Annotated in this window: 14 protein-coding genes; 11 read left to right on the top strand and 3 right to left on the bottom strand. The window is 45.3% G+C overall.

Going from position 1 to position 13,716, the window contains the following annotated elements; all coding sequences use genetic code 11:
- A partial coding sequence (locus AC59GT_RS14530; protein ID WP_497238289.1) for a 6-phosphogluconolactonase occupies positions 1-431 on the bottom strand: 431 nt, incomplete at its 3' end.
- An 83-nt stretch (positions 432-514) separates the two neighbouring features.
- Here AC59GT_RS14530 and AC59GT_RS14525 point away from each other — a divergent pair.
- The 6 genes from AC59GT_RS14525 (at position 515) to hflX (ending at position 6,771) form a co-directional block, all read left to right on the top strand.
- Complete coding sequence (locus AC59GT_RS14525) at positions 515-1,720, top strand: anhydro-N-acetylmuramic acid kinase (protein WP_497238288.1); 1,206 nt, start codon at positions 515-517, stop codon at positions 1,718-1,720.
- 39 nt (positions 1,721-1,759) lie between these two features.
- Positions 1,760-2,206 (top strand): cytochrome B, encoded by a 447-nt coding sequence (locus AC59GT_RS14520; protein ID WP_497238287.1) that lies wholly within the window; start codon positions 1,760-1,762, stop codon positions 2,204-2,206.
- Positions 2,207-2,418: 212 nt separating this feature from the next.
- A complete protein-coding gene (locus AC59GT_RS14515) occupies positions 2,419-3,828 on the top strand; it encodes an anthranilate synthase component I family protein (protein WP_497238286.1) in 1,410 nt (469 codons plus the stop codon).
- 53 nt (positions 3,829-3,881) lie between these two features.
- Positions 3,882-4,493, top strand: coding sequence for an anthranilate synthase component II (locus AC59GT_RS14510; protein ID WP_497238285.1), 612 nt, complete (start codon positions 3,882-3,884; stop codon positions 4,491-4,493).
- A gap of 45 nt (positions 4,494-4,538) precedes the next feature.
- Positions 4,539-5,321, top strand: coding sequence for an indole-3-glycerol phosphate synthase TrpC (gene trpC / locus AC59GT_RS14505; RefSeq protein WP_497238284.1), 783 nt, complete (start codon positions 4,539-4,541; stop codon positions 5,319-5,321).
- 265 nt (positions 5,322-5,586) lie between these two features.
- The gene (gene hflX / locus AC59GT_RS14500; protein WP_497238283.1) at positions 5,587-6,771 is read left to right on the top strand and encodes a GTPase HflX; all 1,185 of its coding nucleotides are present in this window, start codon (positions 5,587-5,589) and stop codon (positions 6,769-6,771) included.
- Here hflX and pepT read toward each other — a convergent pair.
- On the bottom strand, positions 6,768-8,021 hold the full coding sequence (gene pepT / locus AC59GT_RS14495) for a peptidase T (protein WP_497238282.1): 1,254 nt from the start codon (positions 8,019-8,021) through the stop codon (positions 6,768-6,770). The genes hflX and pepT overlap by 4 nt on opposite strands.
- Positions 8,022-8,083: 62 nt before the next feature.
- Here pepT and AC59GT_RS14490 point away from each other — a divergent pair, with 62 nt between their 5' ends.
- The 4 genes from AC59GT_RS14490 to AC59GT_RS14475 are packed head-to-tail and all read left to right on the top strand — an operon-like array spanning position 8,084 to position 11,555.
- Entirely contained in the window at positions 8,084-8,788 is a 705-nt protein-coding gene (locus AC59GT_RS14490) for a hypothetical protein (protein WP_497238281.1), read from the top strand.
- 15 nt (positions 8,789-8,803) lie between these two features.
- Positions 8,804-9,160, top strand: a complete 357-nt coding sequence (locus AC59GT_RS14485) for an MmcQ/YjbR family DNA-binding protein (RefSeq protein WP_497238280.1) — start codon at positions 8,804-8,806, stop codon at positions 9,158-9,160.
- A 35-nt stretch (positions 9,161-9,195) separates the two neighbouring features.
- A complete protein-coding gene (locus AC59GT_RS14480) occupies positions 9,196-10,938 on the top strand; it encodes a M14 family zinc carboxypeptidase (protein WP_497238279.1) in 1,743 nt (580 codons plus the stop codon).
- The gene (locus tag AC59GT_RS14475; RefSeq protein WP_317127854.1) at positions 10,935-11,555 is read left to right on the top strand and encodes a rhomboid family intramembrane serine protease; all 621 of its coding nucleotides are present in this window, start codon (positions 10,935-10,937) and stop codon (positions 11,553-11,555) included. Before AC59GT_RS14480 ends, AC59GT_RS14475 begins: the two co-directional genes overlap by 4 nt.
- Here the strand turns inward: AC59GT_RS14475 and AC59GT_RS14470 are convergent.
- On the bottom strand, positions 11,539-12,528 hold the full coding sequence (locus AC59GT_RS14470) for a hypothetical protein (protein WP_497238278.1): 990 nt from the start codon (positions 12,526-12,528) through the stop codon (positions 11,539-11,541). The genes AC59GT_RS14475 and AC59GT_RS14470 overlap by 17 nt on opposite strands.
- 104 nt (positions 12,529-12,632) lie before the next feature.
- Between AC59GT_RS14470 and AC59GT_RS14465 the strand changes: the two genes are divergently transcribed.
- On the top strand, positions 12,633-13,643 hold the full coding sequence (locus AC59GT_RS14465; RefSeq protein ID WP_497238277.1) for a dipeptide epimerase: 1,011 nt from the start codon (positions 12,633-12,635) through the stop codon (positions 13,641-13,643).
- Positions 13,644-13,716: the final 73 nt, after the last annotated feature.

Below are 13,716 nucleotides of genomic sequence, written 5' to 3'. Positions count from 1 at the left end.
CCGAGCTCTTCTATCTGGTGCTCATAGTTGAGGCAGAAGGCGGCTACAGCGTCTTGTTCCAGGGTACCATCGGGTATGTGCACATTGGCACGATCGATATCTACATGGTCGAAGAGGTTCTCGTTCATGAAGGTAACGTAGCTCTGCACCGCGTCGGGTTTCATGGGATAGTACTCGTCCAGGTTAAAGGTGATCACGTTCGAGAAGGACAGGCCTTCTTCCCGGTGCTGGCGCACCAGCTCAGCGTAAACGCCTACCGGCGTTACACCGGTGGCCAGGCCCAGCACGGCCGGTTTGCCCGCTGCCTGCTTATCGCGGATGAGCTGCGCTATCCGCCCTGCTACTGCCAGTGAGGCCGTCTTCTGATCGGGGTACACCGTTACCGGCAGCTTCTCATATCGCGTCTCTTCTAGTAAATTTAATCGTGCCATAAAGTAAGATTGTGATGGTTACACAAATGGTTGAAAACAAATATATCAGGATATTTATACAAAGGCCGTTTTAATTTACATTTGTGGATACAGCACTGCCCATGAATAAAAACCTGCAAAAACTGTTCGAAATAGCGCAAAAACCAGAGCGCCTGGTGATCGGACTTATGTCGGGTACGTCGCTTGACGGGCTGGACATCGCACTATGCAGTTTCAGCGGGAGCGGCATGCAAACGGCTCCTGAACTGCTGAACTTTGTCACCATTCCTTACAAGGATAGCTTTAAGGACGAGGTTAAAGAAGTATTCGCCAAGAAAGATTCGGTAAGCCTCGAAAAAGTTTGTCTGCTAAACGCTTACATCGGCAGCTTCCATGCAGAATTGATCTTAGAAGCGCTTAAAAGCTGGCGCATCAACCCCCTAGATGTTGATCTGATCGCCAGCCACGGGCAAACAATTTATCACGCGCCGCAGCATCAGCATAAACAATCCGGCTATGGCAATGCCACACTGCAAATAGGCGACGGCGACCATATAGCCATAAAAACCGGTATTATTACCATCAGCGACTTCCGTCAAAAGCACATAGCGGCGGGGGGAGAAGGCGCACCACTAGCCTTATACGGCGATGTAATATTGGGCAGTAAGGCAGGGGAGAACAGGATATTGCTCAATATCGGCGGCATAGCAAACCTTACTTACCTTCCAGGAGACAGCAACCTGACTAAAGTTATGTGCACAGACATTGGCCCGGGTAATACCCTGATAGATGCGGCATGCCGGGAGTATTTTAATAAACCATTTGATGAAGATGCCAAAATTGCCTATTCAGGCGAAGTAAACCAAGTTTTACTGGAGGCTCTTTTGCATCACCCTTTCTTTAACGAAATGCTTCCAAAAACCACCGGGCCCGAGCTTTTCAACCTTGCTTATGTAGCCGATGCTCAACAGGCCACCCGTACCTTAAATATTCAAAAAGCCGACCTAGTTGCTACCCTAAGCGCCTTTACCGGCCGTTCGATCGCCACCTTTATCCGGCAACATTTCGATATCAAGCAACTGCATATTTATGCCAGCGGCGGCGGCGCCCGGAATCCTTTTATCACCAACTACCTTAAAAAAGCATTGCCGGGTACGTTTATAAGCAACAGCGATGAACTGGGCATAAAAGCCGACGCAAAAGAGGCTATCCTTTTTGCTTTGCTTGGCAATGAGGCTGTTTGTGGTGAGCCGCTACATATAGGTAACAATCCCGCGGTACTTATGGGTAAATTCAGCTTTCCTAATTGAGCGGGTTTGCTGTATATTGCAGGCAAAAATATTCACCTTATGACCACTTATAAATTTCTCCTGCAGGCACACTCCGGCTTCAGATACATCGTAATCTTACTATTGGTAGTAGCCATTGTTACAGCGCTTGCCGGCTGGTTTGGTAAAAAAACATATACCAATGGCAACCGCAAATTAAACCTGTTCACCATGATATCGGCACATATACAGCTGTTACTTGGCTTGGCATTGTATTTTATGAGCCCTTTTGTAAAGTTCGATTCGGGAACTATGAAGGATGACACCACCCGTTACTGGACGGTAGAGCACATTGCCATGATGGTGTTTGCAATAGCTTTGATAACTATCGGGCATGCACGTTCGAAAAGAGCCCAGGTTCCTGAAGCGAAACACCGCGTAATTGCAATTGCTTATTTACTAGCAACTTTAGTAGTAGTGGTAGCTATTCTGCAGAGCCAGCGTGGACTTTTTGGTATGACGCACTAATAAAAAAGCAGAAATAATTTGCTAATTCAATTTTCTTTATAAATTTGCTCCCCGGTCATGAAAAAAACTACAAACAATATGTATTGGTGGCACCAGTTAACACTGGCAGCCGGATTGTTTTTTTCATGATATACTGATCAAATATAAACCTGAATTGAAACCCGGCGGATGCTCATCCCCCGGGTTTTTTATTTAACATACGAACAGAAACAATGACTACTTATAAAATAAACACTACGCATAAAAAGCTGCTTGCAGATACCACAACGCCAGTAAGCATATACCTGCGACTGCGCGATGTGTTCCCAAACTCGCTGCTGCTGGAAAGCTCTGATTACCACAGCCGCGAAAACAGCATGAGCTACATCTGCTGCGTACCTGTTGCCGGGTTGGTGCTCGATAACGACGAGTTAAAAAAGAAGTTTCCAGACGGAACAGAAGAAGTAAGTACTAAAGGAACTTTTGATCTACCAGAGGAGATAAGTGGCTTTTTAGGTCGCTTTGATACGGATGCGTTAACCTCTAAGATCATCTCTAACGGTTTGTTCGGCTACTTCACCCATGAGGCAGTTGAGTATTTTGAAACCATTAAGCTGAAAGAAGTTACGGATACCGCGCGCAAGATACCGGTAATGCAGTACCACATCTATAGCTATATAATTGCCATAGATCATTTTAAAAATGAGCTTTACATATTCCATAACCAGGTTGAAGGCCAGCCCGAGACCAATGGCTTGGAAAAATTGGAATACCTGATCAAGAACAAAAACTTTCCTGAGTATAGCTTTCAGAGCGACGGCGATGAGCAATCTAACCTCACCAATGAGGAATTCATCGCTATTGTAGAGAAGATGAAGCAGCACATCTACCGGGGCGATGTATTCCAGATAGTGCCTTCAAGGGCATTTTCCCGTAAGTTCCTGGGTGATGAATTTAATGTATATCGCGCCCTGCGTTCTATCAACCCGTCGCCTTATTTGTTCTATTTCGACTTTGGCGACTTTAGGATCTTCGGTTCCTCGCCGGAGGCGCAGATCACCATAAAAAATAACGTGGCCAGCATATTTCCTATTGCCGGTACGTTTAAACGCAGCGGAGACGATGTAAAAGATGCCGAAATAGCAAGACAACTGGAGAATGACCCTAAAGAATCTGCAGAACACGTAATGCTGGTAGACCTTGCACGAAACGACCTTAGCCGCCATTGTGAGCAGGTAAGCGTGAAAGCGTTTAAAAAGGTGCAGTATTACTCGCACTTGATCCACCTGGTTTCGCATGTAAGTGGCAAACTAAAGCCGGATACGTCTTCTTTTAAGATCGTTGCCGACACTTTTCCTGCCGGTACATTAAGTGGTGCGCCAAAATATCGCGCAATGGAAATTATCGACGAGAACGAGAAAACCAAGCGCAGTTTTTATAGCGGAGCAATAGGTTATTTAGGATTTAACGGCGATTTTAATCACGCCATTATGATCCGTTCTTTCCTGAGTAAAAACAACACTTTGCACTACCAGGCAGGTGCGGGGATTGTTGCGGGAAGTATTGCCGAAAGCGAACTAAAAGAAGTGGATAACAAAATAGCGGCGCTTAGAAAAGCAGTGGAATTAGCGCAGGAGCTATAAACCCCCTAGCCCCCTGAAGGGGGAACAAAATTAATATTTTAGACAAGATTATTATGAGTGAAAATATAAGCTTAAAAAACTCCATACCGAATAAACCGGGCGGCATCCTTATAATCGACAATTATGACTCTTTCACCTATAACCTGGTGCACCTGGTGAATGAGATTGGTTTGGAATGCGACGTATGGCGGAACGACCAGTTTGCGATTGACGATGTTGACAAGTACAACCACATCATCCTTTCGCCAGGGCCGGGCATACCGTCAGAAGCTGGTTTACTGTTGGAGGTAATAGAAAAGTACGCACCAACCAAAAGCATGTTTGGCGTATGCCTTGGGCAGCAAGCCATTGCAGAAGTGTTTGGCGGCAAGTTGTATAACCTGCCACAGCCAATGCACGGCATTGCTACTCCTATAAAAGTGACCGACAATAAAGAAAAGCTTTTTGCTGGACTACCACAGAACTTTAAGGTGGGCCGTTACCACTCGTGGGTGGTAGAAAAAGAAATGCCTGAAACGTTGTCGATAACCGCTATAGATGAAACCGACAATTCTGTAATGGCTTTACGACATAAAGAATATGACGTTCGCGGCGTGCAGTTTCACCCGGAATCGGTATTAACGGAGTACGGCAGGGAGATGATGCAGAACTGGTTAAGAATATAATATTAGCTTTAACAATTCAAATTTCCTCCTTCGGGAGTTAGGGTTATGACCATACTCGATAAAATTGTAGCACAAAAACGGCGTGAGGTTGACCGTGACAAACGCGAGACCACCTTTATGGAATTGGAGGAGTCCGAGTACTTCAACAGAGAAACCTTTTCGTTCCGCGAGTTTTTGCTGGCGGAGGACCGCACCGGTATTATAGCTGAGTTTAAGCGTAAATCTCCTTCAAAAGGCATTATTAATGATGAGGCACTGGTAAAAGAGGTCACAAAAGACTACGCAGACGCAGGCGCATCGGCATTATCGGTGTTAACGGATAAACAGTTCTTTGGCGGCCGCAAAATGGACCTTGTACGTGCCAGGAGGGTGAATGCAATACCTGTTTTGCGCAAAGAGTTTATGATTGACGAGTACCAGGTGGTAGAAGCCAAGGCACTTGGAGCAGACATTATCCTGCTGATAGCTGCTATACTTACCCCTGCTGAAATAAAGAACTTGGCAGGGCTGGCCAAAAGCCTTGAACTGAATGTTCTGTTGGAAGTGCACAACCTGGAAGAATTAGAGCGCAGTGTTGACTCAAACTTGGATGCCATAGGCGTAAACAATCGCAACCTTGCAGACTTTACCGTGTCGGTTGAAAACTCTTATCGCCTGGCAGAACATATTCCGTCCGAGTTCCTGAAAATATCGGAAAGTGCCATAAGTGATCCCCAGACCATTAAGGACCTGAAGAAAGCAGGCTTTAGCGGCTTTTTAATTGGAGAAAACTTTATGAAGCAGGCGGATCCGGGTAAAGCTATGCGGGACTTTGTGAAGGAGTTATAATATTAATTGTCATAGTTAGCTCGACATTGTAATTCGAGCTACTTAACATAGCAACTGACCTCATGCAGCGCTGGTGTGTCTTGCTATGTTCATTTAAACCAAATGCTTATCTTTGCGTCACTACTACAAAATGTAATTCCTGATTAAACAAACCGTTACGCGTATCCGCTGTATTCTCTCTATAATACTAACAGAGAGCCTAATTATAAATTTATTTAAACGAGTTACGGATCAGTCTGTAACATAATCGTGCCTGATATTATATATGAAACAAAAATTTTATGATACTGCTGTGAAGCAGGAAAAAGTTGTGCTGGTTGGTGTAATAACACCCAATGAGACCGAAGCACAGGAAAAAGAGTATTTAGAAGAACTGGAGTTTTTAGTTGCTACAGCCGGCGGCCTTACCGTAAAAAGCTTCACTCAAAAACTTCAGCGCCCGGAGCGTGCAACATTTGTGGGCACCGGTAAACTGGAGGAGATAAAAGAATATGTTATAGCCGAAGAAATAGATATTGTTGTTTTTGACGATGAACTATCGCCATCACAATTGCGCAACATTGAGCGGGAACTAAACGTGAAAATTTTGGATCGCAGCAATTTGATCCTTGATATTTTTGCTGGTCGCGCCCAAACTGCACAGGCAAAAACACAGGTAGAACTTGCCCAACTGCAATATCTGTTGCCCCGCCTTACGCGCTTATGGACCCACTTAGAGCGACAAAAAGGTGGTATTGGTATGCGTGGACCGGGTGAAAGCCAGATAGAGACTGACCGCCGGTTGATCCTGAACAAGATCTCTCTACTTAAGGAACGCTTAAAGCTGATAGACCGCCAGAACGAGACTCAGCGCAAGAACAGGCAGGAGCTGATCAGAGTGGCACTGGTAGGGTATACGAACGTGGGTAAATCTACCATCATGAATATGCTGTCCAAATCTGATGTGTTTGCCGAGAACAAACTGTTTGCTACCTTGGATACTACCGTACGTAAGGTGGTGATAGAGAACGTACCGTTCCTGCTTTCAGACACGGTTGGGTTTATCCGTAAGCTGCCTCACCATTTAGTGGAGTGCTTTAAATCTACCCTTGATGAAGTGCGGGAAGCAGATATACTGATACATGTGGTGGATATTTCTCACCCTACGTTTGAGGACCAGATACGCACAGTGAAGGAGACACTTAAAGACCTGGGAGCGGCTGATAAAAAGACCATTACCATCTTTAACAAGATAGACGCTTTTAATCCGGAAGATCACAACATTAACGTGGACCAGCAACCGCTTACCATGGAAGATTTCCGCAACAGCTGGATGGCAAAGAACAACAGCCCGGCGCTGTTTATATCGGCTACGCAGAAAGAGAACATAGATGAATTCCGCAGCTTTTTGTACGAGTCCGTGAAAGAAATACATACTGAACGTTACCCTTACGATAACCTGTTGTATTAAGCATTTTCCTCCCATATTGCACAAAGGTGCAATATGGTTTGTACCGCCTTATTCATGTCCTGTACAGACACCCATTCCTGCTTGCCATGGAAAGCGTGTTCGCCAGCAAAAATGTTAGGAGTAGGTAGCCCCATAAAGGATAACCTGGAGCCATCCGTTCCGCCGCGAATACTGCAAAGCTTTGCTTCCATTCCGGCGCGGCGGATGGCCTCCATTCCGTGATCAACAATTTGCGGGTACTGTGCCAATACATTCTTCATGTTCCGGTACTGCTCTCTTACTTCCAGCGTATAAGTGGAATTAGGAAAACGTTTTAATACCCCATTCGCTACACCGCGAATCACATCTGCATGCGCCTTCAACTTATCATCCTCAAAATTCCTGATGATAAAGTCTATGGTTGCCTGCTCAATATGTCCGGCAATATCTACCGGGTGTACAAACCCCTGCATATCTTCCGTGCCTTCTGGTGATAGCTCATATGGTAGGGCCGCTATTATTTGTGCGGCTATTTTAATAGCGCTTTCCATTTTACCTTTAGCAAAGCCGGGATGTGTACTTACGCCGTTTATGGTCAACCTGGCACCATCTGCAGAAAAGGTTTCATTCTCCAGGTTTCCTGCGCTTTCTCCATCAATAGTATAACACGCAAAAGCACCAATTTTGGTTATATCTGCTTTGTCTACCCCGCGACCAATCTCTTCATCGGGCGTAAATAGTATTTTAACTACTCCATGCTGTATGTCAGGATGGTTCATTAGCTGATAAGCCGCATCCATTATCTCCGCTACACCTGCCTTGTTATCTGCACCCAGCAGTGTGTTACCAGATGCTGTAATAATATCATTGCCTATCTGGTTCTTTAAGTCGGGATGCTCTGCCATTCTAAGTACCTGTGTGGGATCATCCGGCAGTACTATGTCGTCGCCATTGTAGTTGCGGTGCACCAGCGGTTTAACATCTTTTCCGCTGCAATCAGGCGCGGTATCCATGTGCGAGCAGAAACATATCACAGGCACATTTTCCTTTTCGGTATTCGCCGGAATGGTTGCATACACGTAGCCAAATTCGTCCAGATGTGCATCAGCAATGCCTATGGCCAGCAGTTCTTGTACAAGCAGCCGGCCTAAATCTTTCTGCTTTTCTGTAGAGGGGCATGTTGTTGACGCAGGGTCCGACTGAGTATCTATTTGCACATATCGCAAAAATCTTTCTGTTGCCGTAAATTCAAGCTGACTGGTAAAATCCATATCTTAGTAAAATATTCTGTGTAGCAGATGTGCAAAATTGTAAATAATCCTAACTAATTATTTTGAGAAAGTACATTTTATTCGCCGTTGTAGTTTGTTTTGCATTTGCTGCCCGGGCACAGGGTGGATATAATTACAACCAGTTTGGCTTTGGTGTTAGCGCAAGCGCCGTAAGGCCCTTTGCCGATCTTAAAAAAAACTATACCGACTACAGCATTGCTGCAAACTTCACTTATTACTACAACCCCTACGTTCCTATTGTTCTTGAGTTTCAAACCGGAAAGCTGCGGGGTGGCGGCGACGCCGTAACTGATGATAAGGACACCCGTAAGTTCAACAATAACTTTAAGGCTATTGTATTGTACATTAACTATGGCCTTGGCGATGCCATCGATTACGACCGCAGCGCCTTCCTAAGTTTTGTAAAGAACTTTTATGGTGGCATTGGCGGGGGCTTTATCTTGAATAACGTTAAAGTTAACCGTTACAGTTTGCTTCAGCCGGATTATAAATTTCCTGGTAAGGATAAGAGCGTGAACTTTACAGTGCCGCTAAGGATCGGGTACGAAATCAAGATATATGATGATTATCGATATCCTAAATTCGGTGTTGATTTCGGCTATCAGCACAACATTACCTTTGGAGAAGGGTTGGATGGATATGCAGACCCGACATCTAAATTTAAAAACAACTCGCCTGATCAGTATCGCCAATTTACTGTTGGATTGAAATATAACTTTGGTAGCGAATCCAGCTACTATAAATAACAATCGGCCACTAACGTGAATATTGAAGAGTTAAGAGATTATTGCCTGAGCAAACCTGCGGTTGCCGAAGAATTCCCTTTTGGAAATGACACCCTTGTTTTTAAAGTTGGTGGTAAAATATTCCTTTTAGCAGGTCTTGATGATGGCCAGCACTTTAATGCCAAATGCGATCCCGAACTGGCACAGGACCTTCGCGAACGTTATAGTGAAGTGCAGCCGGGCTATCACATGAACAAAAAACACTGGAATACCGTGTTTATGGGTGGCGCGTTAAGCCGCAAACAACTCTGCGAAATGGTAGACCACTCGTACGAACTAGTTGTAAAAAGCCTGCCTAAAAAGTTACAGAGCGAAATTGCAACCGAAGGCTAAACTATCAGCAGCGTGAGTATATTTGCCTTATTACCATGAAAAAAACGCTTTCGCTATTCGCCTTTACTTTCTTCTTTGCTAACTCCTTTGCCCAGCTTACACCTTTTGAAAAAAGCAGCGATAAGAATTATACGCCTACCTACCCGGAAATAATTGGTTATTACAGCGCTTTAGCTAAGCAGTACCCCCAAATGAAACTGCAGAACTACGGGATGACGGACGCAGGCAAACCCCTTACATTAATTACGCTTTCCCGTGATAAAGTTTTTGATCCTGCATTTGTTAAAAAACAAAATAAACGTGTACTGCTCATTAACAACGGCATACACCCTGGCGAGCCGGACGGCATTGATGCCAGCATGATGCTCACCCGCGATCTGCTCAAAAATAACCTGCTGCCGAAGGAGGTAGTAATATGTATTATAGCCTTATACAACATTGACGGGAACATGAACCGCGGCACCTCCCGTGCCAACCAAAACGGACCACGTGCATATGGCTTTCGCGGTAATTACCGTAACCTTGACCTTAACCGCGATTTTATAAAAGCTGATAGCAGAAACGCGCTTGCATTCGCACAGATATTGAATATTTGGCAACCAGAAGTTTTGCTTGACAACCATGTGAGCGATGGCGCCGACTACCAATATGTAATGACGCTTATTGAAACACAAAAGGATAAGCAAAACCCCTTATTAGCAGATTATACGGCTAAAACAATGACCGCCGACTTGTATAAAGGCATGAAGAAGAGCGGCTTCGAGATGATTCCGTACGGTGCGGGTGAATCAGGATTGCCGGATTCTGGTATTGTAAGCTTTATGGAAACTCCACGATTTTCTACGGGCTTTGCAGCACAGCACAACATCATTAGCTACATGACGGAAACGCACATGCTAAAACCCTATGACAAGCGTGTGTATGCTACCTACTACTTCATGCAGCACCTGATAGACATTTGCCAGCGCGATGCTAAAGTAATAGGCAACCTTAAAAAGAAGGCAGATGCGGAAGTTAGCGCTCAGAAAAGCTTTGCACTTGCCTGGCAGCTCGACAACAGCAAAATAGACACCATTACCTTCAAGGGCTTCGCTGCCGATTACAAAACCAGCGAGGTTAGCGGGTTAAAACGCCTTTATTACGACAGGACGAAGCCATACACCAAAACGGTTAAGTTTTACAACACGTACAAACCTTCGGTAATTGTCGACAAGCCTTTGGCGTATATAATTCCGCAAGCATGGGGTAAAGTTATAGAGCTGCTTAAGCTCAACAAAGTTGCAATGAAGCAGCTTACGCATGATACCACACTTGCCCTGCAGATGTACTACATAGGTGATTACAAATCTCCTCAGCGGCCTTACGAAGGACACTACATCCACACTGGTGTTAAGGTAAATCCCGTAGACATGAAGGTAAAGTTCTTCGAGGGCGATTACGTGGTATATGTGAACCAGCCCATTAACCGTTATATTGTGGAAACGTTGGAACCGCAAGGTGTCGATTCCTTCTTTGCGTGGAACTTCTTTGACTCGGTTCTGGGTCAAAAGGAATATTTCTCCGACTATGTATTTGAAGACATCGCTGCCGACCTTTTAAAGAAAGACCCTGAATTGCGTAAAAAGCTGGATGATGAAAAAGCGAAGAACCCTCAATTGGCTAACAGCGCCGGCGCGCAGCTTAACTTTGTTTACCGCAATTCGCCTTATTTCGAAAAAACGTACCTGCGCTATCCTGTAGGTAGATTGTTAACCGATGCTAAACTTGATCTGAAATGATGGAATACCTGATGGTTGCTCCTGTAGCTTCCATAATATTTGCCTTAACACTGGCAACCTCGCTTTATGCATTCTCAAATGAGAGCATATACGGCAAATTCATCCTTAATCCATATGAAGTATCTCGCGGGTACAGGGTATACACCATAATTACGAGCGGGCTGATCCATAAAGATTGGAACCACCTGTTCTTCAACATGCTCTCCTACTATTTCTTTGCTTTTCAGCTGGAGGCTGTATTGGGGCATTGGCAGTTTGGGGTGTTATATTTTGTCAGCATGATACTGGCCGATCTGCCATCCATTCAAAAACACAAAGATGACACCTGGTATAATACACTTGGTGCATCCGGGGCAATCAGCGCGGTAGTTTTCAGTGCTATTTTGTTCAACCCCCGTGGCGAGATGGGCCTGCTTATCATTCCGGGGATTAGCTTTCCTGCCTGGGTATTTGGTATATTATACCTGGTATACTGTCACTTCGCGTCTAAGCATGCACGCGACAACATCAACCACGACGCGCACTTATTTGGCGCGCTTAGCGGTATACTCATCACCATAATTCTTCACCACAGCGTAGTGAACGATTTCATATCTCAGTTCAGCGGGGCAAATTAACATCCGCGGCAGGTATACGGTTACCATCTGCATTAAACAGGAAACTCATTGGTTGTTCCGGGTCTTTTATGATCTCGAACAACAAGAAGCCCCAATTCTTCCAGAAATTCTCCAGCACCTGCCCGTATGTCTTAACAATCCAGTCATCAAACAGCGGCTTGCTGCTCATGCCGCGCAGCGGCATTGCTTCTATGTACACCTCCTCCCCAACGGGTAAAATATTGTACTCCGGCAGGCGGTTAAACAGATAGGCAGAATAAAACACCCGGGCCGAGAACTCCTCAAATTGTATAGGATGCAGCCTGTCGTCTTTTATCTGCTCGTATATTTTTTGGTGGTATCGGGCATTGGCTCCATTGTCTTGAAGGCACATCACCAAACCAAAGTCTTTTATTCGCAAGGCAAAAGTCTGGGTGTTTATTTCATCACGGTACCCGAACTCCTCCGGCTGGTTGTCCACCTGAAAAAGGAAAAGGCTGTAAGGAGTAAAGTCCTCAAAATGTATTGGCTGGTTGAGGCTTTGCAGCATCAGGTGCAATTGCCCAAATTTATGGATAATAGCCTGCGACATGCTGAACTCCTCGCCCTGGGCATGCTGCATTTTTATGCCTGCTTGTATCTCATTAAAAATTATACCATACAACAACTTACCTACCCATTGGAATAGCTTAAGGCTATCCAGAGATTTGACACCCTCGTATCCGTTAGCAAACGCATCAGATACCTCGATCTCTAATGGTTCTAGATGCTGCTCGTTAACATTTGCGGCGCAAGGTATTTTAAGGTCTTTGTAAGTGGCCATGCTTTCATCAAGCATTTTAAACGGCTTGTCTTCAAGCGCGTACATGCTCATTAACCATTGTGGAAAAACCTGGATCTTTTCTTCCGTACTGCTCAGCGCCTGCCCGGTAAGGAAGCAGTTGCGGTTGCTAAAGTTAAACAGGTCGAAAGGCTTATAAATTTGTGCGGCCATAGCGGCAAAGATAAGCAGCTTTTTAAATGATTATTTTAGCTTTGAGTTTTATGGGGTAAATATGACCCTGCAACCCTCAAACAAACACAACAGGGCATAATAACATGAAACTGACCTGGCAGCCGTTCAATTTACAGCTTAAGCATACTTTTACTATAGCCAGGTTCTCGCGTAGCTCAACACCAATAATGCTGGTACAGGCAGAGCATGAAGGCGTAACGGGATATGGCGAAGCATCTATGGTGCCCTACATGGGCGAAAGCCACCAAACCGCGGCAGACTTTCTTAGCCGTGTTGATGCCCGTCAAATACAATATCCGTTCGATTTTGATAATGTTGTTACTTACTTAGACAGCATAGCGCCTGGTAATCCGGCAGTAAAAGCCGCCATAGATATTGCCCTGCATGACCTTGAGGGAAAGCTGCTGCAAAAGCCTTGCTGGGAAATAGCAGGCAGCCTGCCAGACAAGATGCCGGTAACCAGCTTCACCATTGGTATAGACACCCAAGACGTGATCTTGCAAAAAGTGCAGGAGGCTGGAGGCTTTAAAGTAATTAAGGTAAAGCTGGGACGCGATAACGACAGGGAGCTTATACAAACAATCCGCTCGGTAACCAGCGTGCCCTTGTACGTAGATGCCAACCAGGGCTGGACAGACCGCAAGCAAAGCCTCGACCTATTGTACTGGCTGCAGGAACAAGGCGTACTGCTGGTAGAACAGCCCATGCAGAAGACCGACATTGAAGGAAACGCATGGCTCACAGCGCACAGCCCTATCCCGTTGATTGGTGATGAAGCCGTGCAGCGCCTAGCCGATGTTGACAAGGCAAAGGGGGGTTACCATGGTATAAATATCAAGCTAATGAAGTCTGCCGGTATGCATGAAGCTTCGTTAATGATTAAGAGAGCCCGACAACTCGGGCTGAAGGTAATGATTGGCTGCATGAGCGAAACCAGCTGCGCAACGCTTGCCGCGGCGGCATTAGCACCACAATGCGACTGGGCAGATCTGGACGGGCCATTCCTAACCTCTAACAACCCCTACCGTCAGCCAGAATTTGAAAATGGCAAGTGGGTACTAAACAACCTGCCCGGACTAGGCCTTTCCCTTTAACCACGCCAGCTCACGTTTTTTAAATAACCGTCAGGTTTACAGATAAATTACATAATTTCATGGCACTAATTAT

Source organism: Mucilaginibacter sp. 320_HR, from assembly GCF_059691875.1.
Note: the sequence above shows the minus strand (reverse complement) of the source record. Positions and strands in the feature narration are given on the sequence as shown.